At 67.1% G+C, this 21,131-nt stretch carries 22 protein-coding genes and 1 riboswitch; of the genes, 7 read left to right on the forward strand and 15 right to left on the reverse strand.

Annotated elements, in window-relative coordinates:
• The first annotated feature begins 26 nt into the window (after positions 1-26).
• Positions 27-929, forward strand: a complete 903-nt coding sequence (locus MUN23_RS10120; protein WP_248763668.1) for a LysR family transcriptional regulator ArgP — start codon at positions 27-29, stop codon at positions 927-929.
• An 84-nt stretch (positions 930-1,013) separates the two neighbouring features.
• Positions 1,014-1,355, forward strand: coding sequence for a DUF1905 domain-containing protein (locus MUN23_RS10125; protein ID WP_248763669.1), 342 nt, complete (start codon positions 1,014-1,016; stop codon positions 1,353-1,355).
• Here the strand turns inward: MUN23_RS10125 and MUN23_RS10130 are convergent.
• The 4 genes from MUN23_RS10130 to MUN23_RS10145 form a co-directional block, all read right to left on the reverse strand.
• Positions 1,267-1,776 carry an isoprenylcysteine carboxylmethyltransferase family protein gene (locus MUN23_RS10130; protein ID WP_248763671.1) on the reverse strand — a complete coding sequence of 170 codons (510 nt, stop codon included), beginning with the start codon at positions 1,774-1,776 and terminating at the stop codon, positions 1,267-1,269. The two genes, MUN23_RS10125 and MUN23_RS10130, sit on opposite strands and share 89 nt — an antisense overlap.
• Before the next feature lie 112 nt (positions 1,777-1,888).
• Entirely contained in the window at positions 1,889-3,097 is a 1,209-nt protein-coding gene (locus MUN23_RS10135) for an O-succinylhomoserine sulfhydrylase (protein ID WP_248763673.1), read from the reverse strand.
• On the reverse strand, positions 3,094-3,507 hold the full coding sequence (locus MUN23_RS10140) for a rhodanese-like domain-containing protein (RefSeq protein WP_248763674.1): 414 nt from the start codon (positions 3,505-3,507) through the stop codon (positions 3,094-3,096). The genes MUN23_RS10135 and MUN23_RS10140 overlap by 4 nt, the downstream gene beginning before the upstream one ends.
• Entirely contained in the window at positions 3,504-3,761 is a 258-nt protein-coding gene (locus MUN23_RS10145) for a DUF1737 domain-containing protein (protein WP_056341324.1), read from the reverse strand. Before MUN23_RS10145 ends, MUN23_RS10140 begins: the two co-directional genes overlap by 4 nt.
• A gap of 13 nt (positions 3,762-3,774) precedes the next feature.
• Positions 3,775-3,890: riboswitch (SAM riboswitch) on the reverse strand.
• A 125-nt stretch (positions 3,891-4,015) separates the two neighbouring features.
• Between MUN23_RS10145 and MUN23_RS10150 the strand changes: the two genes are divergently transcribed.
• The 3 genes from MUN23_RS10150 to opgC all read left to right on the forward strand — a co-directional run bounded on the left by MUN23_RS10150 (position 4,016) and on the right by opgC (position 7,076).
• Positions 4,016-4,510 carry a hypothetical protein gene (locus MUN23_RS10150; protein ID WP_248763676.1) on the forward strand — a complete coding sequence of 165 codons (495 nt, stop codon included), beginning with the start codon at positions 4,016-4,018 and terminating at the stop codon, positions 4,508-4,510.
• 92 nt (positions 4,511-4,602) lie between these two features.
• Positions 4,603-5,082, forward strand: coding sequence for a hypothetical protein (locus MUN23_RS23635; protein WP_371876013.1), 480 nt, complete (start codon positions 4,603-4,605; stop codon positions 5,080-5,082).
• A gap of 47 nt (positions 5,083-5,129) precedes the next feature.
• Positions 5,130-7,076: an OpgC domain-containing protein gene (gene opgC / locus MUN23_RS10155; protein ID WP_371876014.1), complete on the forward strand. Its 1,947-nt coding sequence runs from the start codon at positions 5,130-5,132 to the stop codon at positions 7,074-7,076.
• A gap of 9 nt (positions 7,077-7,085) precedes the next feature.
• Here opgC and MUN23_RS10160 read toward each other — a convergent pair whose 3' ends face one another.
• From MUN23_RS10160 to MUN23_RS10180, 5 genes are all read right to left on the reverse strand, one after another.
• Complete coding sequence (locus tag MUN23_RS10160; protein WP_248763677.1) at positions 7,086-8,285, reverse strand: acetyl-CoA C-acetyltransferase; 1,200 nt, start codon at positions 8,283-8,285, stop codon at positions 7,086-7,088.
• 106 nt (positions 8,286-8,391) lie between these two features.
• On the reverse strand, positions 8,392-8,949 hold the full coding sequence (locus tag MUN23_RS10165; protein WP_248763678.1) for a GNAT family N-acetyltransferase: 558 nt from the start codon (positions 8,947-8,949) through the stop codon (positions 8,392-8,394).
• A 13-nt stretch (positions 8,950-8,962) separates the two neighbouring features.
• Positions 8,963-9,427: a pyridoxamine 5'-phosphate oxidase family protein gene (locus MUN23_RS10170; RefSeq protein ID WP_248763679.1), complete on the reverse strand. Its 465-nt coding sequence runs from the start codon at positions 9,425-9,427 to the stop codon at positions 8,963-8,965.
• Between the two features lie 84 nt (positions 9,428-9,511).
• Complete coding sequence (locus MUN23_RS10175) at positions 9,512-9,979, reverse strand: NUDIX domain-containing protein (protein ID WP_248763680.1); 468 nt, start codon at positions 9,977-9,979, stop codon at positions 9,512-9,514.
• An 85-nt stretch (positions 9,980-10,064) separates the two neighbouring features.
• Positions 10,065-11,006 carry an aminodeoxychorismate lyase gene (locus MUN23_RS10180; protein WP_248763681.1) on the reverse strand — a complete coding sequence of 314 codons (942 nt, stop codon included), beginning with the start codon at positions 11,004-11,006 and terminating at the stop codon, positions 10,065-10,067.
• Positions 11,007-11,134: 128 nt separating this feature from the next.
• Between MUN23_RS10180 and cls the strand changes: the two genes are divergently transcribed.
• Positions 11,135-12,574: a cardiolipin synthase gene (gene cls, locus MUN23_RS10185; protein ID WP_248764049.1), complete on the forward strand. Its 1,440-nt coding sequence runs from the start codon at positions 11,135-11,137 to the stop codon at positions 12,572-12,574.
• A gap of 12 nt (positions 12,575-12,586) precedes the next feature.
• Here the strand turns inward: cls and MUN23_RS10190 are convergent, their stop codons facing one another.
• The 6 genes from MUN23_RS10190 to MUN23_RS10215 all read right to left on the reverse strand — a co-directional run bounded on the left by MUN23_RS10190 (position 12,587) and on the right by MUN23_RS10215 (position 18,683).
• Positions 12,587-14,743, reverse strand: a complete 2,157-nt coding sequence (locus MUN23_RS10190; protein WP_248763682.1) for a chorismate-binding protein — start codon at positions 14,741-14,743, stop codon at positions 12,587-12,589.
• Positions 14,740-15,300 (reverse strand): low molecular weight protein-tyrosine-phosphatase, encoded by a 561-nt coding sequence (locus tag MUN23_RS10195; protein WP_248763683.1) that lies wholly within the window; start codon positions 15,298-15,300, stop codon positions 14,740-14,742. Before MUN23_RS10195 ends, MUN23_RS10190 begins: the two co-directional genes overlap by 4 nt.
• A gap of 123 nt (positions 15,301-15,423) precedes the next feature.
• A complete protein-coding gene (locus MUN23_RS10200) occupies positions 15,424-16,434 on the reverse strand; it encodes a bile acid:sodium symporter family protein (RefSeq protein WP_248763685.1) in 1,011 nt (336 codons plus the stop codon).
• A 99-nt stretch (positions 16,435-16,533) separates the two neighbouring features.
• Positions 16,534-17,157: a LysE family transporter gene (locus tag MUN23_RS10205; RefSeq protein WP_248763686.1), complete on the reverse strand. Its 624-nt coding sequence runs from the start codon at positions 17,155-17,157 to the stop codon at positions 16,534-16,536.
• Positions 17,158-17,290: 133 nt separating this feature from the next.
• The gene (locus tag MUN23_RS10210) at positions 17,291-18,112 is read right to left on the reverse strand and encodes a methyltransferase domain-containing protein (protein ID WP_058930884.1); all 822 of its coding nucleotides are present in this window, start codon (positions 18,110-18,112) and stop codon (positions 17,291-17,293) included.
• A 55-nt stretch (positions 18,113-18,167) separates the two neighbouring features.
• Entirely contained in the window at positions 18,168-18,683 is a 516-nt protein-coding gene (locus MUN23_RS10215) for a MarR family winged helix-turn-helix transcriptional regulator (RefSeq protein WP_058930885.1), read from the reverse strand.
• Positions 18,684-18,870: 187 nt separating this feature from the next.
• Between MUN23_RS10215 and MUN23_RS10220 the strand changes: the two genes are divergently transcribed.
• Entirely contained in the window at positions 18,871-21,114 is a 2,244-nt protein-coding gene (locus tag MUN23_RS10220) for an efflux RND transporter permease subunit (protein ID WP_248763690.1), read from the forward strand.
• Positions 21,115-21,131 lie beyond the last annotated feature (17 nt).

The following is a 21,131-nucleotide window of genomic DNA, read 5'->3' on the forward strand; positions in this document are numbered from 1 at the left end:
ATTCTTAGCTCTATTAAGGAAAGCTAATGAAGATGTTCCAGTTCGAGCAGCTCCGTACCTTCGCGGCCGTCGTGGATGAGGGGACGCTCGAGGCGGCGGCCCGCAGCCTGTACGTCACGCCGTCGGCCATTTCCCAGCGGCTCAAGGCGATGGAGGACGCGGCCGGCCAGATCCTGTTGCAGCGCACAAACCCTGCCCGGCCCACACCAGCCGGGGAAGCCGTCCTGCGGTTCGCCCGGCAGGTCCGGCAGCTCGAATGGGACGCCCAGCAGGAGCTCGGCCAGAGCCGGCACCGGGCGACGGCGCCCATCCCCTTGGTGGTGAACGCGGACTCACTCTCCACCTGGTTCATGCCTGCCCTGGCGGGTCTTCCGGCGGATCTCGGCGCGTGCTTTGAACTCCGCAGGGAGGACGAACAGCACTCCACCCAGCTTCTGCGGACCGGATCGGTGATGGCCGCGGTAACCGCAACGCCGGAACCGGTCCAGGGCTGCAGCGTGGAACCGCTGGGTTCCCTGCGGTACCGTGCGGTGGCAAGTCCCGGCTACCTCCGGCGCTGGTGGCCCGACGTGCCGGAACTTGTTGCCGGGAGCCAGGCACCGGTGGTGGACTTTGACCGCAAGGATGACCTGCAGGACGGGTTCTTCCGCACGATGACCGGCGCGGAACTGACCGCGCCGCGGCACTATGTGCCGTCGTCGGCCGAGTTCGCCCAGGCCATCCGGCTGGGACTGGGATGGGGGCTGCTGCCGGAGCAACAGTGCCTGGCAGACGTCCGCAGCGGCGCCCTCGTGGAGCTGGCCTCCGCGAACCCCGTTGATGTGTCCTTGTACTGGCAGCGCTGGAAGATCGACTCCCCGGTGCTCAACCAGCTGACCGCCGCCGTCCGGGAGACGGCCTCCCGGGAACTGCGCCAGCCAGGCGCCTGAGCCGCCGTTTACCTCACGCGCCATTCGCCTGGCCCGGCCCCGACAGGGGATGCGTCCGGCAACGCGGCATGCCATACTCAGGCCGTGACGTCGTCGTACTCATTCCGGGCCGAACTGTGGCGCTATCCCGACGAATCCGGCTGGCACTTCCTGACCCTCCCGGTGGAGGTCGCCGACGACCTCCGGGAGGAGGCCGCGGTGTTCCGGAAGGGCTTCGGCTCGGTCAGAGTCACGGCGGAAATATCCGGCCACACCTGGCAGACCTCGGTCTTCCCGGACAGCAAAAGCGGCTCCTACCTGTTGCCCGTCAAGAAGACCGTCCGGGACGCGGCGGGCATCAGCGACGGGGATGAAGTGGCCGTCCGGCTCGCGATCCAAGGCGAAGACGAGGCACGTACCGGGGTACGGACAAGCGGTACTGGCTGAACTCTGCCGGGAATGACGCTGCCAGGATCGCTTCTTCTCGAAGCACCCCGCGGTGGACTGCGCCGGAAGCCACCGGGAGGGCCGCCACCGTCCAGACATCATCGCGCAGCAGCCCAATTCCCAGGTGCGCCAGGGCCCAGCCCACGTACATCGGGTTCCGCGAAAGCGAATAGGGCCCGGCGGTCACCAATGCATCGGGCCGGGCCAACCGGGTGTTTCGGGCAGCCAGCCACGCCCAGGTGACGATTGCGCCACCGGCCGCCATCGATGCCGCGCCGATGGTCCGTCCCAGAATGCGTGGCCCGCCGAGCCGGAGCGGCAGCAAGCGCTGAAGGGCCACGCCGGCGGCGATTCCCACCAGGTTCTGCTCGGGCAGCGGGATGTTGGACAGCAGCCGGCGCCAGTCCCGGGGACTAACCATGCTCCACCGCCTTCCAGCACGAACTGGCAGATAATCCCCTCAAAACGCGAGTTATAGGTCATTATCTGCCAGTTCGCGCCAATCAAACGGAGGCTGTCGAACCCAGGTGGGGCTAGATGTGCTTCAAGGCCTGCTCCAGGTCTCCGATGAGGTCGTCCACGTCCTCCAGGCCCACGGACAGCCGCACCACACCGTCGCTGAGCCCGATGGCTGCGCGGCCCTCGGGACCCATAGCGCGGTGCGTGGTGGTGGCCGGATGGGTGATGAGGGACTTCGCGTCGCCCAGGTTGTTGGAGATGTCGATGATCCGCAGGGCGTCCAGCAGCGCAAAGGCGGCGTCCTTGCCGGAGCGGCCACCCGTCGTCGCAAGTTCCAGCGTGAGGACGGTGCCGCCGGCCTTCATCTGCTTGGCGGCGAGCTCGTACTGCGGGTGGGACTTCAGCAGCGGGTACCTGACCCAGCTGACGGCGGGCTGCTGTTCGAGCCATTCGGCCAGCCGCAGCGCGGACGTGGAGGAGTGGTTCACGCGCAGCGCCATGGTCTCCAGTCCCTTGGTGAGCACCCAGGCGTTGAACGCGGAGAGGGCCGGGCCGGTGTGCCGCATGAGCTGCTTGACCGGGCCGTCAATGAATTCCTTGGTGCCCAGGATGGCGCCGCCCAGGACGCGTCCCTGGCCGTCGATGTGCTTCGTGCCGGAGTACACAATCACGTCCGCGCCCAGCTGGCCGCAGCGCTGCAGCAGGGGAGTGGCAAAGACATTGTCGACGACGACGGTGGCCCCGGCGGCGTGCGCCAGCTCGCTGACCGCGGCGATGTCCACGATTTCCTGCATCGGGTTGGACGGGGATTCGAAGAACACTGCGGTGGTGGGCTCCGACAGTGCGGCCGCCCATTGCTGGAGGTCCGGGCCGTCCACAAACACGGTTTCCACGCCCCAGCGCGGCAGGATCTCGTTCAGGATCACAAAGCAGGAGCCGAACAGTGAGCGCGCGGCAACCACCCGGTCCCCGGCCGCCAACAGGGCGCCCAGGGCCGTGAACACCGCTGACATGCCCGATGCCGTCGCAAAGCACGCTTCGGTGCCTTCGAGCAGGCGGAGGCGTTCCTGGAAAGTGGCCACGGACGGGTTGCCGTACCGGGAGTAGACGAAGCGTTCGTCCTCGCCGGTGAAGGCGCGCTCGGCGGCGGCAGCGGACTCGTAGACGAAGCCCGAGTTCAGGAAGACCGGCTCCGTGGTCTCCTGGAAGTTGGTACGGTCCAGCCCGCCGCGGACCGCCTGCGTCTCGGCGCTCCAGCCGGCGGCGTCTGGGTTGAACGTCACTTGGCTATTCCCAGGTTGGTGGGCAGGCCGCGGTTCTTCCAGCCGTTGACGGTGCGCTCGCCGTAGCGGTCCGGCTCGCCTTCGAAACCCTCCAGGACGTTGTAGGAGGTGAAGCCGGCCTGCGTCGCGGCGATGGCGGCGGCGATGGAGCGCTGGCCCGAGCGGCAGAGGAAGACCAGCTCCGCGCCGTCGTCCTCCGGCGCCTGCTGCGTCAGGTCGGTGATGAAATCCGGGTTGGGGATGCCGCCCGGGAACGTCCACGGGATGAACAGGGGATCGTTGTCCGTGGCCTTCGTGTCCGGGATGCCGATGTGGGCCCATTCGCCTTCGGTCCGGACATCCACCAGGATGGCGCCCCGTTCGAGTTTGGCCCAGGCTTCCTGCGGGGTGAGGTCTCCGGCGTAGCTCACGCGTGGCCCTCGCCGTCGAAATCGAGGTCATCCACGGCGGAGGCGACGGCGGCGTCAGCGGTGGCGATGGCCGACGGGAGGATGAGTGCCTGCGCAACAATCACAACGCCGCCGTTGGACGTCGCGGCCGGGCTGCCGTGCAGGACATACCCTTCGGCCAGGGCAGTGGAAATACGTTCACAGAATGACCTGTCATCCGGCCCGGTGACAAGCCGGTACGACAGTTTCTCTTCAGGGGCGGGTGCGTCAGACACGACGGAACTCCTTCTTTCACGCTTGCAGCTCGAATGGGTCGATATGCCGAGTATTCACCTGAGGCACCCCGCCGCGAAAGGGAGGGTTGCCGACCGGCCAGTCAGGGCTTGGCGCCGGTTCTCATTACTCCCCAAAAACGTAACATCCGGCCCGCCCGGCCGCACCGCCGCCGTCGTCATGTTCCGTAACCAACGCGTTTTTCCGTGATCCCGCCGTGCTTCCGTAACGCCGGCGCCGACGGGACAATCGGGTCATGGGGAACATTCAGGGGCGTTCGTTGACGGGCGCCTGGGCACGCGTTTTGGCTGTGACGTTGTGCGCTGTGCCGGTGCTGGTGGGGGTGACAGGCTGCCGGAACATTTTCGCGCCGCCGCCCTGCATGCCGCCGGAGTTTTCCGTCTCGCCTGCCGCCGCGAAACCCGGCGACCAGGTCAGCGTCAGCGCCCCGGATACCACCTGCGATGCCCGCTACGGCACCGACGCGCAGGTCCAGGTGACGGTCAAGGACGCGACCGGTACCGCGGTGCTGGAAGAACTCGCTCCCATGTCCGACGACGGCGGCTTCACTTTCGTGTTCACCGTCCCGGCTGGCGTGGCTCCCGGGAAGGCCGGGGTCACCGCTTACCCGTACAACCTGGACTGGTGCGACGACACAGGGGTGAACAACCGGGCGGCTCCGGGGGCGCCGGCACTGGTCCGGGTTTCCTGCGCGGAACGCCTGGTGCCGCTGGTGGTCCTGGGCGGCTGAGGCTGATCCGCAGCTGAGGACGGGACCGATAGAGTTTACTGGGGCACCGGCCGCCGTCTCTGAAACAGCCGTCCTTGGGGGTATACACCAGCATGCCAACAGCCACAGCGCCGGCCAACAATGCCAGTCCTGCCGGGCGGACACGGCTGCGGGCCGCCGTCGGACTCATCCTCACTGGTGTCCTGGCCGTCCTGGCGGCGGGACTAACCGCCGGTACCGCCCGTGCCGCTGGCACCGCACCGGAGCCGGGAAAGCCCCTGCTGGGCGTTGTCCTTGAGTGGGGCGAGGATTCGGCGCAGGGCTTCGCCGAACGGTTGGGTGCCTCACCTGCGCTGCTGGGGCACGACATTGCCCTTCCCCTCCGGTCCGACGAGGAAAATGACATCAGGCAGTTCCTGGGGCAGGCCTCCGCCCTGGGCTCCCACGCCATGCTCACAGTGGGCCCGTCCGACCCGCTGGATCAGGTGGACGCGGCAGCCGCCCAAGCCTTTGCCAATAAAGTCCAGCAGCTCGCGGCCGGATTCCAGGGCCAGCTCCTGATCCGGTTCGCCCCGGACATGAACGCGAGCTGACGCAATGGGGGCAGCAGCCCCTCGGATACAAGGCAGCGTTCAGGAACGTGGCCGCCGCCTTCAAAGCCACTGACGACGCCGGCACGGTGATGGTGTGGCAGCCGTACCTCGGGCGGGACTACCCGTTTGAACGCCACCGGAATGCGCCTGCTACGGGTTCCGAGGGTTTCGCCGCGCTGGACACCAACGGTGACGGGACCTGGAACGGATCAGATGCCGCCTATGCGCCGTATTACCCCGGCGACGACGCCGTGGAATGGGTGGGGCTGACGGCCTACCACGATGACACCCGCGGCAAAACCGCGGTCAACACGCTTCCGGTGGAGGGTGAGCTCTCGGCCATGCTCACCCAGTCCGGCAGCGAGGACTTCTATTCCTCCTACGTGGACGGGCGGAACAAGCCCATGGTCCTCGAAACCTCGGCCTTCTACAGCCCGGCCACGGGCGGCGCCGCGAACCGGGACATCAAGGTGTCCTGGTGGGAACAAGTACTCGAGACGGGCACCTCTGCGCGTTTCGGCCGCATCGCCGCCGTCGTATGGGACGAACGGACCAGCACCCGCGACACCGGCGTGGCCATCATCGACTGGCGGCTGACCCGGGACGCCGGGACGGCTGCAGCCGCGGGCCAAGCCCTGAAGCAGTCTGCCCTGGCAACCGGGCCGGCGACGGCCCGCAGTGGCGGCCAGCAGGCCACCCGGGCCAACTCCCTGTCCGGTGCCGCTGTCTGGACGGTGGCCGCAGCCCTGGCCCTCCTCCTGGCGGCGCTGTGGCAATTGCCGCGGCGCGTAGGTGCGGTTGCCTCCTGGGGCTACGGCGAACCGACCAAACGGGACTCGCGCGTCGACTTCCTGCGCGGACTCGCCATTGTGTTTGTGGTGGTGAACCACCTGGGCATGTCCTCGCTGTTCCAGCTGCTCACGCAGGAAGCCGTGGGGTTTGTCTCCGGCGCGGAGCTGTTTGTCCTGTTCTCGGGGCTGGTGGTAGGCATGGTCTATGGCCCGCGGGTGAAGGACGACTTTGGCAAAGTAGTGGACCTGACGTCACGGCGGGCGGGCAAGCTTTACGTGACGGCCCTGGTGGTTATGGTGGGCGTTTTCCTGCTGTCATTGCTGCCGTTATTCCAGACTGATGCCCTGACCACCTACGTGGATCAGGGGACGGGCGGCGCCGGGCACAACGCCGTCGGCCGGACCTATGACCTGTACGCCGGGATGGAAACGTTGCTGCAGTTCCCGGTTCCGGCGCAGGTGCTTCCGGCCATCCTGCTGCTGCAGTTCGGCCCGTGGCAGTTCAACGTCATGGGGCTGTACGTAGTCCTGTTGTTGGCCAGCCCGCTGATCCTTGCAGCGCTCAACCGAGGGAAGGCGCTGTGGGTTCTCGCCGCGACCCTGGGCGTCTATGCCGTGGGTGCGGCCGCACGCTTCCGAATCCTGCCGTCCCAGTTCGAGGACTCGTTTCCGCTGCTGGTGTGGCAGGTCCTCTTTGTGATCGGCCTGGTGGCGGGGTTCCACCGGCACCGAATTGTCGCCTGGCTCTCCGCGCACTCCTGGGTGGTGGCGGCCTGCACGGTATTGGCGCTGACTTTTGCCTTCCTCTCCTGGTGCAACCCCTACCTGGCGAACGGGTTCGACGTCCGCCTGGCCATCATTCCCGACTCTGCTTACCGGGCCATGTACGACGCCTTCTTTGCGCGCACGTACCTGGACCCCGGCCGCCTGCTCAACGTCCTGGTCCTGGTGGTAGCTTCCTACGCGTTCCTAACGGCGTACTGGAAACCGGTGGAACGGGCGCTGGGCTGGTTCCTGATTCCGCTCGGTCAGGCCACGCTGTATGTGTTTATCCTCCACGTGGTCCTCATCGCCGTGATCGCCAACATTCCGGCCCTTCGGCAGGGCGACATCCTCCTCAACACCGCCGCCTACGCCGTGCTCCTTGGCCTCCTGTGGGTGATGGTGAAAAAGCGCTTCCTCTTCGGAATCATCCCCACCTGACTATCAGGATCAGCGGGCTTTGAGGATCAGCGCGTCGCCCTGGCCGCCGCCGCCGCACAACGCAACCACGCCTGTCCCGCCGCCGCGCCGGTTCAGCGCGAGTGCCTGATGCAGCACCAGGCGGGCCCCCGAGGCGCCCACCGGGTGGCCCAGGGCGATGGCGCCGCCGTCGGCGTTGATCCTGTCCGCGTCGATCCCCAGGTCCGTGGCGGACTGCAGCACCACCGAGGCGAAGGCTTCGTTGATCTCAATGAGGTCCACGTCGTCAATGGTCAGCCCTTCGAGTTTCAGGGCTCGCTCAATGGCGCGGGACGGCTGGGAATGCAGGGATCCGTCCGGTCCGGCGGTCTGGCCGTGGCTGCCGATTTCCGCGATCCAGCTGAGGCCGGCCGCTTCCGCCGCTGCCTTGCTGGCCACCACCACGGCGGCGGCGCCGTCTGACAGCGGGGAGGCAGAACCGGCGGTGATGGTGGCCGCCGGGTCCGTGGAGAAGGCGGGCTTCAGTGCCGCCAGCGTCTCGATGGTGGTGCCGGCGCGGATGCCTTCGTCGGCATCAATCACGACGGCGGGTCCCCGGCGCTGCGGGACCTCCACCGGAGCGATCTCCTCAGCCAGGATGCCGGCCGCCCGGGCGGCCTCCGCCCGCTGGTGCGAAAGGGCGGCGACGGCGTCCTGGTCCTCGCGGCTGATGCCCAGGCGGGCGTTCCCGGCGTCCGTGGCGGAGCCCATCAGTTCACCTGAGACGGGGTCCTGCAGGCCGTCAAAGTTCAGCGAATCGAGCAGCGGCGCATCGCCGATGGCCACGCCGCCGCGAAGCCGGGGCAGCAGGTGCGGGGCGTTGGTCATGGATTCCTGGCCCGCCGCCACAATGAAATCAGCCTCGCCGGCGCGGATCATCCGGGCGGCATCGATCACGGCAGTCAGGCCGGACAGGCAGAGTTTGTTGATGGTCACAGTGGGCACGTCCCAGCCGATGCCGGCGGCGAGGCTGGCCTGCCGAGCGGGTCCCTGGCCAGCGCCCGCCTGGATAACCTGGCCCACGATCACGGCCTGGATCTGTTCCGGCGCCACCCCGGAGCGTTCCAGTGCGTTCCGGATGGCGTGGGCACCCAGTTCGCTGGAGGTGAGCCCGGAGAGGCTGCCGCGGAACTTGCCGAAAGGCGTGCGGGCGCCGCCAAGGATGACGGGGATGTGAGCGTCGTTGCTCATGGTGTGCCTTTCGATTTGCGGATTCAAGAGTGCTTGGGGCCAGCTTAGGCGAACCGTGAGGGCCTGTGAGGTGGGCGCAGCCGCTGTGGATTCGGCCGCGATCGCGTCAGCCGTGGAGGAGCAGTTGGTGGAGCAGGTGGTCCTGCCAGCGGCCGGCGATCTTCAGGTACTGCGGCGCCACGCCGATTTCCCTGAACCCGGCGCGTCTGAGGATCTTGCGTGAGGGCTCATTGTGGAGCAGTGTTGCCGCCTGGACCCGGTGGAGGCCCAGTTCTGTCCGGGCATGGTCCGTGGCGAAGCGGACGGCGGCAGCTCCGATGCCCCGCCGGCTGAGGCTGGAATCAACCCAGTACCCGAGGTTGGCGTTGAGGAACGGCCCACGGACGATGCCAGTAAGGGTGACGGCGCCGACGATGTGCGCGGGATCGTCGCGGTTCACCAGCACCCACGGAACTTCCTGGCCCACGGAATGCTGGGCGAGCTTGGCCCGGATGATGTCCAGCTGATGCCTGGGAGTGAAAAAGGCTTCGTCCCGCTCCGGTTCCCACGCAGCGAGGTGCTGGCGGTTCCGGAGGTAGGCCTTACTCAGGCCGGCCGCGTCGCTCCGCCGCAGCAGCCGGATCCGGACCCCCGGGACGAGCGGAGCGGGGGCTTCGCTGTCCATAAGCTCTCCCGCGCTACTCGAAGGAAGCACGACGGCGGTCCGACAACCGGGTGTTCCAAACGTCCGGTTTGGCAACCTGGAAGCGGCGGCCAGTAAGTGCGAGCGGGTTTAGCCGGATGTAGTAGTCCTTGGGTCCGGGCTGCCAGGGCTCCAGATGCAGGGCGTCGACGGCGTCCTTGTCAGCCTGTGCCTCGATCAGTTCGGTGTCTCCGCGCACCACCACACTCCAGGCCACCTCCGTGCGGGGATCGTATCCATCGATCTCCAGCGCCGCGGGACGGTCTGCCTTGGCGCCCCACAGTTTGGTGCCGCCGGCGCTGCGGAAGACGATGCTCCTGCGGTCCAGGACGTAGTTGACCGGAAAGATCTCCGGATGGCCGTCCACTACAAGGGCCAAGCGCCCCAGTGTGTCCCCGGCAAGGAATTCCCAGCATTCGTCGAACGTCAATTTGTTGGTCGGCTGCGTGTGAGAGTTCATGCACCAAACCATACGGACCTGCGGGACGGACCAACAGGGTATTGCCACGCTTCAACCCCCAGGCCCGGGCCTGGGCAGGTCGACTCAGGGCAATCCAACATGCTCCAGCAGGGCGTCGAGGAGGGGCAGCTGGCCCTTGACCAGCTTGCTGCGGGCCTCGGATTCCGTCACCCACCGGGCATCGTCCACCTCGGGAAAGTCCTGGATGACGCCGGATCCTTTGGGCCACTCCAGCGGGAACGTGTTGCTCACAATCCGTTCGGGCTGGAAGTCAGACTCCGCGGCGAACACTGTGATGATCTTTCCCGACGGTTGCCTGAACGCGCCCAGCTCGAAGTAGGCAACAGCTGGCGGCGGCGTGCCGATTTCTTCGGCAAATTCGCGCAGCGCGGCCACCTGGGGATCCTCGTCGGGAAGGTACTCGCCCTTGGGAACCGACCACGACTGGGTTTGTTTGCGGGCCCAGAACGGTCCGCCCATGTGCGCGATCCACACTTCCAGCCCGTCTGCTCCCTGCCGGTACAGCAGGATCCCTGCACTGCGAACCACCATGGCTTAAGGCCTCCCTGCTGAACTTTGGAAAACTACGGGATCCGGGAACCTGCTGACCCCCCCCGAAACTACTGGATCCCGGAAGCTACTGGATCCCGGCAAACAATGCGTTGAGTTCGGCCGTCAGCTGCTTCTGCACCGCGGGCGTCCCGACTTCCTTGCCGTCAATGTGGTTTACCGGCGCGAGCAGCCTGATGCTGGAAATCAGCCACACGGCGTCGGCGTCCAGCAGGTCCCGCGGTTCCAGCGGCCCGTAGCCGAGTTCCCAGCCGGCTGCCTTGGCCGCCGCGAACAGGGCACCCTGGGAGGTCCCGGGGAGGATCCCGCTGTCCAGTTGCGGGGTGATGAGGCGGCGCACCGTCCGGGTGGCGCCGGCGCCGTCGTCGGAGGTTTCCAGATGTGCCAGCAGCACAGTGGACGTGGGGCCTTCCAGGACCCGGCCGTCGGAGGAGGTGAAGATGACGTCGTCGGCGCCCTGTTTGTGGGCGTACCGCAGGGCGGCCATGTTCGTGGCATAGGACAGGGTCTTGGCGCCGAGCAGCAGCCACGGGGCACGCTCAGCCGCGTCGCTGTCGTAGCCGCGGTCCAGGAGGATGACGTCGATCCCGGTTTCGCGCTGGCGGCGTCCGAGGGCGCCTACCGGGGAGACCTGAACCCAGCATGTGGGGGACTCTGCGCCTTCCGGGCCGCGGGTGACCACGAGTTTCACCACCAGCTCGTCCTCGGCGGGCGACGGCGCGGGGTGCTGTGTGCGGTGCTCGGCGACGCCCGCGGCGATCGCCGCCCGCCACGCATCCTGCGCCGGGATCACCAGGTCAAGGGCCTGGGCGGACCCGGCGAGCCGGTCCAGATGAGCCTGCAGCTTCCGGACCGCGCCGCCCACCGCAAGCATCGATTCGAACACGCCGTCCCCGCGGGTGGCGCCCTGGTCCGTGGCCATCAGCTGGGGCTGCGAAGCGTCGGCCAGCCGGCCGTCCGGGAACGCGGGGTCAAGGAAAACGAGCACCACGGGCGCAGGAGAAGTCATGGCTCCAGCTTAGTAGGGCCCGGCGCGGCTAAGCTGTGGTCATTGCCCCGCCGGAACCGGTCCGCGGGTGCGCGCAATCCGGGGGTAGTCCAGTGCTGTGGCCAGTTTCGCTTGTCGGTACCGCGCCGATGTGGGTGGTAGTGGTGCTCAGCATTGCGGACCTGGTGATCCGGGTTCTGGCTATCGGCATCATCCCCGGCAACAGGCGCCCCACCACGGCCATGGCCTGGCTGCTGGGCATCTTCTTCATACCGTTCCTGGGCCTGGTCCTTTTCCTGCTGTTCGGAAACTTCAAGCTCTCCAGCCGCCGCCGCCAGCAGCAGGAGATCATCAACAGCCGGGTGCGGTCCGGCATCTCGGCGCTCGCCGACGTCGTCAGTGAATACGAAGGGCCCGAATGGGTGACGTCCGCCGGGGAACTGAACCGGCGGCTCGGCTCCCTCCCCATGGTGGACGGCAATTCCGTGGACCTCCTTCCCGGCTACCCGGACTCGATCCTGGCCATGACCCAGGCCGTGCGCAAAGCCAAGACGTTCGTCAACGCCGAGTTCTACATCATGAGCACGGACCACGTCACCGATGACCTGCTGACCGCCCTGGAGGAGGCCGCGGAGCGGGGCGTGGAAGTGCGGGTGCTGTTTGACCACATCGGCACGCTCCGCGTCAAGGGTTACCGCGACCTGCTCAAACGGCTGCGGGCGGGAAAGATCCAGTGGAAGCGCATGCTCCCGGTGCTGCCCATCCACGGCCAATGGCGCCGCCCGGACCTTCGGAACCACCGCAAAATCATGGTGGTCGACGGCGAACTCGCTTTCACGGGCTCGCAGAACCTGATCGAGCCCTCCTACAACAACCCCAAACACCGTAAGGCCGGCCGCGAATGGGTGGAGCTGATGGCCTGCCTGCGCGGACCGATCGTCACCACGCTTAACGTGGTGTTCGCCACGGACTGGCTGAGCGAAACCGACGAGTCCCTGGAACACCAGCTGCAGCTCCCGGACAACCCCGAGCCGGGCAACGTCACGGCCCAGGTGGTGCCCAGCGGACCCGGGTTCATCACCGAAAACAACCTGCGCCTCTTCAACACCCTGATCTACTCCGCCCAGCACCGGATCTCCATCTGCAGCCCGTATTTCGTGCCCGATGACTCCCTGCTCTACGCCATCACCACCGCAGCCCAGCGGGGCGTGGACGTGGAGCTGTTCGTCTCCGAAAAGGGCGATCAGTTCCTGGTCCACCACGCCCAGCGCTCCTATTACGAGGCGCTGCTGGAGGCCGGGGTCCGGATCTACCTCTACAAAGCGCCGTTTGTGCTCCACGCCAAGCACTTCACCATCGACGACGAAGTGGCCGTCCTGGGCTCCAGCAACATGGACATGCGCTCCTTCTCGCTGAACATGGAGGTCTCGGTGATGCTGCTCGGCGCGGAAACCGTGAACAACATGCGCGCGGTCGAAGACACATACCGCGACATTTCCAACGAGCTCATACTCGAGGACTGGCTGCAGCGCCCCCTCGCTGCCCGCTATGTCGACAACGTTGCCAGGCTGACCGCCACGCTCCAGTAGCTCCGGGCGGGGTCAGGCGGTGGGAAAGTCCGCGCCCAGCGCGGAAAGGACCCCGTGCGCCTTCACGCGGATTTCGTCGTACTCCTCGTCAGGTACCGAGTCGGCAGTGATGGCGCCGCCGACGCCGAGGGTGAGTTCCGCCGTCGGCGCTTGTTCGCTGCCGTCCCCGGCCTCCGCCGTGGTCACCAGGGTGCGGATCGCCACCGCCAGGTCCGTGGCCCCGTTGAGGGAAAAGTAGCCGATCGCGCCGGAATACAGGCCGCGCGGGCCCTCCTCCAGCCGGTCCAGGATGGCCATGGTGCTGATTTTCGGGGCGCCGGTCATGGAGCCGGCCGGGAAGCAGGCGGCAACCGCCTCGGCCCGCGGCGAGCCGGGCAGGAGCCGCGCGTCGATGGTGCTGACCATCTGGTGCACCGTGGCGTAGCTTTCGATCTCGCACAGCCTGCTGACCGTGACCGATCCGGGCTCTGCGAAGTGGCTGAGGTCGTTCCGCAGCAGGTCCACAATCATGATGTTTTCCGCGCGGTCCTTCAGCGAGGTCGCCAGGTCCTCCCGCAGCTGCCTGTCACGCTCCGGATCAGCACCCCGGCGGCGGGTGCCCTTGATCGGTTCGGCGCGCATGCCGCCGTCGGACGTTATCTTCAGAAACCGCTCTGGCGACGTGCTGGCCACCGTCAGCCGGCCGAACCGCAGGTAGCTGGCGAACGGCGCGGGGTTCTTCCGCCGCAGCGCGAGGTACGTCGGCCAGGGGGCCGCCGCGGCGGCCGGCAACCGGGCCGTCAGGGTGGTGGTCAGGCACACCTCGTATGAGTTGCCCTCATGGATTTCGTGCTGGGCGGCCGCGATTTTGGCCAGGTAGGACGGCTCCGTGTCGCGGCTGCTGAACGCGGGCCCCACGGGACGTACGACGCCGTTGCTGCCGCCGGCGTGCGTGCGCTGGTCCCCTGGGCCCGGTGTGCTCGCGGCGGCGGGGGCGGCGGGGGCGGCGGCAGCGACGGCGGTGCGGGCGTCGGTCAGCCAGCGGTCGGCGTCGGGCGCCTCCAGGGCAAGGAGCCACGCCGATCCGTCCACGTGGTCCAGAACGACGGCTCGGCCCGCGAAGATCAGGGCCGCATCAGGAGTCGGTGCCGCCACGTCCGTTCCGCCGGTTTCGCGCTTGAGCTCATAGCCCAGGCAGCCCAGCCAGCCCAGGGTGAAGTCGCCCGGGTAACCGTCCGGCGTGCGGACCGCCCGGCGTCCCCAGACCGTGTCCAGCCAGCGGAAGAACGGTCCCGGCACGCGCGCCGTGGCGGAGCCTGCCGTGATGACGCTTTCGCCGGACCGGTGCGTGACCGCCTGGCCGTACGTCCCGCCGTCGTCGGCCAGGATGCTGAAGCGGCTGCGCGCGGTGGCGGGCTGCTGTTCCGACGGCGTCGCGGGCGCGCCGGGGGATTCGCTGGCGGAGGAGCCTGGGTTGGGGGAGCCTGCGTTGGAGGAGTCCAGCCAGACGGCATTTGCCGAGCCGCCGTAGAGGTTCTCGAAGAGCACGGCGGCGTCCGGCCTGGCGTCCAGCCGTTCTGCGCGCAGCCTGAGGCCGCGGCGGGCGGCAAGCTCGGGAACAAGGGCCGGTCCGAGCGCGGGCAGGTACGCGAGGGCCTGCAGGACGTCGGCGGTGGCGGAACTGTCGGCATTGTTGAGGACGCGGATATCGGCTTCGTTAGGGACGTCGTCGGCGGCGAGCCAGGCCTCCTCCTGCTCAGCCCACTGGTCCCAGAACGGCTCATACGTGCCGCCGTCGCGGTCCAGGGCACGCTTCCGGCGGATGTCGTCCGGCGAGTCGGCCCAGATGACAGCGCTGAGCAGGGGCCGGGCGTCCGCAGCCGCCGCCCCCACTCCCTCAATGATCACGATCTCGGCGGGCAGCGTGACCCGGGTGTCGCCGTCGTAATGCCTGTCCCAGTCCCAGCTGGTCCAGGTGGCGGGCTCGGCGCGGCTCAACGGCGTGAGCACGGTGGAAACGTAGCGCTCGATGCCCGCGGTGAGGCCGTTCCAGCCCGGGTAGATGTCCTCCAGGTGGAAGAGCGCGACTTTGTGATGGTTCCGCAGCTGCGCGGCCAGTTCGATGGCCAGAGTGGTTTTCCCTGCGCCGGATCGCCCGTCAATGGCGATGATCACAGGTGCGGGGGTCATGAAATAGAGCGTACCTGCTGCTGCATCAGCTGCTGTAGCGGCGCCGCCTGGCCACGGACCGTGCGGACGTGCGCGACGATGCCGGGCACAGCGCCGCGGATCTGCTCCCAGACGGCGTCAAAATCGGCATGGCCTCCGTACCAGGGATCCTCGATGCCTTGGTCCAGCAGGTCGCTGCCGGCAACGGCGCGGTCGAAGCTGCGGAGCATCCGGACCTTGTCCACGGAGACCGCGTCCGGCGCGGCGTCGCGCAGCCAGGCGTAGTGGTCAATGTCCAGTGCCAGGATGAGATCGCGCTCGCGGAACCACGCGTCCTGCCAGACGCGGGCAACATGGTGATCTGAGCTCAGGTGCGTTGCGGCAAGCCGGCGGGCGGCGCGCGGATCGATGGGCCGCCCTGCCTCATAACCGGTGGTTCCCGCCGAATCCACTGTCACATCCGAGCCCAGGCCTTCGGCTTGGAACGCCGCGCCCAGCATCATCTCGGCCATGGGTGACCGGCAGATATTTCCCGTGCAGACGGAGATGATGCGGTATGGGCTCGACGATGAGTTCATGGGGCTAAGCATGCGGGACCGGGGACATTTTTGGCCAGCTGGCATTCACGTGGCGTGACAGATTCGTAAGAAATCTGACCGAATAAGTCAAAATTGTGTCCGTCCGGCCGCCTTCAATGTTCGTCAGGCGTCCCGCAGCGGGCGCCGGGCCAGCCATGCTGCCACGATCGCGCCGGAGATGTTGTGCCAGAGTGAGAAAACGGCGGACGGCAGGGCGGCCAGCGGGGTGAAATGCGCGGTGGCCAGCGTGGCGGCCAGGCCGGAGTTCTGCATGCCCACTTCGAAGGCGAGCGCCCTCCGTGCTTTATCGTCCAGCCGGCCCAGTTTGCCGGCCAGGTAGCCCAGGCCCAGGCCGAAGCCGTTGTGGAGGACCACTGCGAGGAACACAATGCCGCCCGCGGCCACGATCTTGGAGGCGCTGCCCGCCACAACGATCGCGACAATGAAGGAAATTACGACGGCGGATGCCCAGGGGAGCGCCGGTAGCAGCTTGGCGATGAGGTTCTTGAAGAACAGCCGCGCCAGCAGCCCGGCGATGACGGGCAGGAGTACCGTCTTGACGATGTCCAGGACCATGCTCCCGGCGTCGATTTCCAGGAAGGATCCGGCCAGGAACAGGACGAGCAGTGGTGTAACCACCGGTGCGATCAGGGTGGATACCGAGGCGACGGCTACGGACAGGGCCACGTCCCCCTTGGCCAGGAAAGCCATCACGTTCGAGGCTGTGCCGGATGGTGCGCAGCCCACCAGGATCAGGCCTACGGCCAGCTCCGGCGGAAGCTGGAGCCCCACAGCAATCAGCCAGCCCGCACCGGGCATGATCACGTAGTGCGCCACGATGCCCAGAACCACTGCCCACGGGCGCTTCACCACGGAGGCAAAGTCCGGCGGGGTCAGGGTCAGGCCCATGCAGAACATGATGATGCCCAGCAGGTAGGGGACGCTGGGTCCCAGGGGCTGGAAGGTTGCCGGCACAAGGAAGCCGGCGACGCCTGCCAGGACCACCAGCGCCGGGAAGATCGTGACGGCAAGCCGCGCGATTTTCGCTTCGGCGGCCAGCGCCGCGTTGGTGGGTACCGGGGCGTGATCAGTGCCGGATTCTGTCGTTTTGGGGGATTTGGTTGCCTCAAGCATTTATTGATCGTGGCATTGATGTCCGGGGGGTGGCCACTTCATGACCATGCTCTGGGCAAAAATGTCAGACATCTGCGCGTTGGCGGATTAGTGGACGGCCTAGTGGATCAGCGCTAGGAGAATGCCTACCGCCACAAAGAGCACCCCGAAGATCCGGCTCAGGATCTTCTGGCCGCGGGCGTTGTGCGTGAAGCGCTGGAAGGATTTGGCGGCAAAGGCGAAGAAGAACCACATGACCACGATGTCGATCACCACCACGGTGGCTGTGAGCACAAGATACTGCGGCAGGAGCGGCTGTTCCGGGCGGATGAACTGTGGCATAAACGCGAGGAAGAAAACGATGGCCTTCGGGTTGAGCAGGTTGACCCAGAGGCCGCGCCGGAACATCGACCAGGCGGGCTCGTTCCGGAGAGCGGCGGCCTGTTCCTGGTCCACTTCCGGTTTGCTCAGGAACTGACGGATGCCCAGGTAGACCAGGTAGGCGGCTCCGGCGTAACGGATCACATTGAAGGCCACCGGGGAGCTCGCCACCAGCACGCCGACCCCCAACGCCACGATCACCACGTGGACAACCAGGGCTGCCTGCTGGCCCAGGATTCCCCAGATGGAGCGGCGGAATCCGGACGTGAGTGAGTTGCTCATGGTGTTGATGGCACCGGCGCCGGGCGTGAAACTGATCAGGACGCCGGCGCCCGCGAGGGCGAGCCAAAGGGAGAATTGCACTTGGCAAGTTTAGTGCCGACCTCACCACAGGGTGGTCACGGGCTCAAAGGCGTGAAGATTGGTTCGAGGCTATTTGCCGCTTCCAGCCGCCGGAACAGGTCAGCTGCCATATGTGGACAACGGCAGGCTCGCATCACGCCCGGGCGATGACCTCGCCGTTCGGGATCAGGAACCAGCCGTCGTCGGTGGATCCCCAGCGGTGCCAGCCTGCCGAAATCCGGGCCAGGTCCGCTGGATTGGCGAAGCCGTATTCAAGGGCCTGCTCCGCGAAGGCCGAATGCAGCACGCGTTCGCCCCAGACCCGGGCCTGCCATCTCCGCTGTTGCCCGGTGGCATACAGCCAGTTGCTGCTGGTGGGTGCCACGTTGCTGAAGCCTGCGGACTGGGCCCAGGACACGAGCCGGCGGCCGGCGTCGGGCTCGGCCCCATTGCGTCGTGCGATCCGCTGGTACAGGTCCATCCATTCGTCCAGTTCGGGGATGGCGGGGTACCAGCTCATGCCGTGGAAGTCGGCGTCGCGCACTGCCACAATGCCGCCCGGCTTCGCCACCCGGCGCATCTCGCGCAACGCCTCCACCGGGTCCGTCAGGTGCTGGAGCACTTGGTGGGCATGGACGACGTCGAACGTTTCGTCCTCGAAGTCGAGGTCATAGATGTTGCCGGCCAGGAACTCCGCATTGGCCACGCCGCGCTCGACGGCAAGCGCCGTCGCCTGGGCGATGATGTCCGGCGACCGGTCCAGGCCGGTGACCTTTCCGGGCGACACCAGCCCGGCGAAATCGCAGGTGATGCTCCCCGGGCCGCAGCCGACGTCGAGCACTGAAACCCCGGGCGTGAGGTGCGGAATGACAAAAGCCGCGGAGTTCTCCGCGGTCCTGGAGGCGTGGGCGCGGACCACCGACTCGTGGTGGCCGTGCGTGTACACATCGTCGTCGTCAGGCTGCTGCGTACTCATAATGAAACGCTACCTCTCCGCAGTGAAAAACAAGCGGATCGTTCCGCGCGGCTACTTACTTGGGCGGCGTAGGGGAGGCGGGGCCGCCGTCGGACGCTTCCTGCCGGGCCGCGACGGTGGCATCCACCATGGCGGTCATAAACCGGCTGACAAGCTCCAGCTCTTCGGGGGAGAAGTCCGCCATGGCGTTGCCCATGTGGCGCGAAAGCGGCATGAACATGGCACTGCCGTCCCGGAACGCCTTGGGTGTCATGCGGAGCTGGACCTGCCGCCGGTCCGGACCGAGACGCTCCCTGACCACGTGCCCGGAACTGTCCAACCGGTCGATGAGGGCGGTGGTGGCCGGCGAGCTGAGGTTGAGTTCCTTGCGCAGGATGCCCGGCGTGACCACCAGGCCCTTGGCAGTGTGCCGCATGATCACCGCCAGCGCGTTGAGGTCCGTGCGGTGCATGTCGTTGCGGCCGCCGGCGGTGTCCACGTAGCGGTTGGCCTCCAGCGTGAAGTCCTGAAGCAGGCGGACCAGGGCGAAGGGTGCGGAGTCCGGTGGGCGCTGGAACGCTTCGTCTGTCATGGTCGTCCCGCCTCCGTTCGCTTGCTGCGTGCCCAAGATCTGGTCTGGTGCCCTGACGGATATTACTGCAGCGACGCCCGTTGGGTAGTTTCAAACAGGAAACCCAACCCAGGGCACTTATCTCCATGGTGGAGATACTCTAGGATGGAATCAAGTGTACCGCGGCCACCCGAGCGAAGCAGGAATCATGAAATCAAGTCCCCTACACAGCGCGAGGGTTCCGTTCTGGCTGCGCTGGCTCCTTCCCGTTCTGCTGGTTCTCACGTGGCTGGCCATTGCCGGGGTGGGCGGCCCCACGTTCGGCCGGCTCGACGAGGTCTCCTCGAACGACCAGGCCTCGTTCTTGCCGGCGAGCGCCGAGGCCACCGCGGCCCAGGACTGGCAGGCAAAGTTCCGCGATTCAGACGAAGTGCCGGCGGTCATCGTCATCGAAAACGACGCCGCCATCAGCCCCACGGAGCTTGGCGATCTGGCATCCCTGAAGGCTGGGCTAGAGGGCCTGGAGCCGGGCAGCGCGGTGATCGGCCCCATCCCGTCCGAGGACGGGAAAGCGGTACAGTTCATTGCCCCGATCGGGTCCTCCGACCAGCTCAAGGAATCCGTCCAGGAGTTGCGGGACTTCCTGGCGGATTCCGTCCCCGCGGGCATGCAGGCCTTCGTCACCGGCCCCGCGGGACTGACGGCAGACCTGGTCAGCGCCTTCGCCGGCATTGACGGCATCCTGCTGCTGGTGGCGCTCGGCGCGGTCTTCCTGATCCTGCTGATCGTCTACCGTTCACTCCTGCTCCCCATCGCCGTCCTGCTCACCTCGGTTTTTGCGCTTTGCGCCGCCATCCTGCTGGTGTTCGGCATGGCAAAGCTCGGCTGGATCCAGCTGAGCGGCCAAAGCCAGGGCATCCTGTCCATCCTGGTGATCGGCGCGGCCACGGACTATGCCCTGCTGTACGTGGCGCGGTTCCGCGAGGCCCTGACCCACACGCGCAACCGGACCGAAGCCGTGCTCACAGCGTGGAAAGCTTCGTTCGAACCCATCCTGGCCTCCGGTGCCACCGTCATCATTGCCCTGCTCTGCCTCCTGTTCTCCGACCTGAACTCCAACAAGGCGCTTGGTCCAGTGGCGGCCGCTGGCATCCTCTGCTCGCTCTTCGCCGCGCTGACGCTGTTGCCTGCGCTGATGGCGCTTTCGGGCCGGGCTGCGTTCTGGCCGTTCCGCCCCAAGCTGGTTCCGGCAGGCGAGCGTGAGCCCGAGCTGGTCACCGGCCTGGAAGGGCAGAAAGGCGTCTGGCGGGCCACGGGTTCGCTGGTCTCCCGCCGCCCGCGAACGGTCTGGGTCACGTCGGTCCTCCTTTTGCTGGTCGCTTCGGCCGGGGTGCTGCAGCTAAAGGCCAACGGCGTGCCGCAGACCGACGTCATCCTCACCGCGTCCAATGCGGTGGACGGCCAGGACGCGCTGGCCCGACATTTCGACGCCGGCAGCGGCAGCCCCGCCGTCGTCATCGCGGACGAAAGTAAAGCCGATGAAGTGCTGGCAAAGGTCAAAGCGGCCGACGGCGTGGGCGACGCCTACCTCCTGGCTGAAGGCGGTGTGCCGATCACCGGCGCCCCCGGGACTACCAGCGTGCCGGACGTCCACGACGGCAAGGTGCTGATCAACGCCACGCTCAACTACGCCGCGGATTCCATCGAGGCGGAGGATGCCGTCAAGGCGCTGCGCGACGAGGTAAAAACGGTCGACGCCGGCGCGCTGGTTGGCGGCGTGACCGCCACGGCGCTGGACACCAACACCACCGCCCAGCGCGACCTGGTGATCATCATCCCCATTGTGCTGGCGGTCATCCTGCTCATCCTGATGTTGCTGCTGCGATCAGTCCTGGCGCCGGTCCTGTTGGTGCTTTCGGTGGTGCTGTCCTACGGGGCGGCCATGGGCGTCTCGGCGCTGGTCTTCAACCACATCCTCGGCTTCCCGGGTGCCGACGCCACCGTCCCGTTGTTCGGGTTTGTGTTCCTGGTGGCCCTGGGCGTGGATTACAACATCTTCCTGATGAGCCGCGTCCGGGAGGAATCCCTGAAGCACGGGACCCGGCCGGGCATCCTGCGCGGACTCGGAGTGACCGGCGGAGTGATCACCTCGGCCGGCGTGGTGCTGGCTGCCACATTCGCCGCCCTGGGCGTCATTCCCATCATGTTCCTGGTGCAGCTCGCCTTCATTGTGGCCTTCGGCGTCCTGCTGGACACCGTGCTGGTCCGCTCGCTGCTGGTCCCCGCACTGGCGCACGACATCGGCCCGCGCATCTGGTGGCCCGGCAAGCTCGGCAGGCCGGAGCTGGATGTTGCGGCGCTGGAAGTGGCGGGGCGGCGGGATGCTGGCGCGCTGGATGCCAGCGCATTGGGCGCCGATCTGGAATCCGCAGAGGACGCTGGCCGCCGGTAGGACTGGAGCCCTGTCCG

Origin of the sequence: Pseudarthrobacter sp. SSS035 (genome assembly GCF_023273875.1) — a bacterium.
Lineage (GTDB): Bacteria > Actinomycetota > Actinomycetes > Actinomycetales > Micrococcaceae > Arthrobacter.

Bases quoted from the DNA above. Each gene is read 5' to 3' on its own strand.
- MUN23_RS10120 (WP_248763668.1), top strand. From the start codon at position 27: ATGAAGATGTTCCAGTTCGAGCAGCTCCGTACCTTCGCGGCCGTCGTG.
- MUN23_RS10130 (WP_248763671.1), bottom strand. From the start codon at position 1,776: ATGGTTAGTCCCCGGGACTGGCGCCGGCTGCTGTCCAACATCCCGCTG.
- MUN23_RS10150 (WP_248763676.1), top strand. From the start codon at position 4,016: ATGGGGAACATTCAGGGGCGTTCGTTGACGGGCGCCTGGGCACGCGTT.
- MUN23_RS23635 (WP_371876013.1), top strand. From the start codon at position 4,603: ATGCCAACAGCCACAGCGCCGGCCAACAATGCCAGTCCTGCCGGGCGG.
- MUN23_RS10160 (WP_248763677.1), bottom strand. From the start codon at position 8,285: ATGAGCAACGACGCTCACATCCCCGTCATCCTTGGCGGCGCCCGCACG.
- MUN23_RS10165 (WP_248763678.1), bottom strand. From the start codon at position 8,949: ATGGACAGCGAAGCCCCCGCTCCGCTCGTCCCGGGGGTCCGGATCCGG.
- MUN23_RS10170 (WP_248763679.1), bottom strand. From the start codon at position 9,427: ATGAACTCTCACACGCAGCCGACCAACAAATTGACGTTCGACGAATGC.
- MUN23_RS10175 (WP_248763680.1), bottom strand. From the start codon at position 9,979: ATGGTGGTTCGCAGTGCAGGGATCCTGCTGTACCGGCAGGGAGCAGAC.
- MUN23_RS10180 (WP_248763681.1), bottom strand. From the start codon at position 11,006: ATGACTTCTCCTGCGCCCGTGGTGCTCGTTTTCCTTGACCCCGCGTTC.
- cls (WP_248764049.1), top strand. From the start codon at position 11,135: ATGTGGGTGGTAGTGGTGCTCAGCATTGCGGACCTGGTGATCCGGGTT.
- MUN23_RS10190 (WP_248763682.1), bottom strand. From the start codon at position 14,743: ATGACCCCCGCACCTGTGATCATCGCCATTGACGGGCGATCCGGCGCA.
- MUN23_RS10195 (WP_248763683.1), bottom strand. From the start codon at position 15,300: ATGAACTCATCGTCGAGCCCATACCGCATCATCTCCGTCTGCACGGGA.
- MUN23_RS10200 (WP_248763685.1), bottom strand. From the start codon at position 16,434: ATGCTTGAGGCAACCAAATCCCCCAAAACGACAGAATCCGGCACTGAT.
- MUN23_RS10210 (WP_058930884.1), bottom strand. From the start codon at position 18,112: ATGAGTACGCAGCAGCCTGACGACGACGATGTGTACACGCACGGCCAC.
- MUN23_RS10215 (WP_058930885.1), bottom strand. From the start codon at position 18,683: ATGACAGACGAAGCGTTCCAGCGCCCACCGGACTCCGCACCCTTCGCC.
- MUN23_RS10220 (WP_248763690.1), top strand. From the start codon at position 18,871: ATGAAATCAAGTCCCCTACACAGCGCGAGGGTTCCGTTCTGGCTGCGC.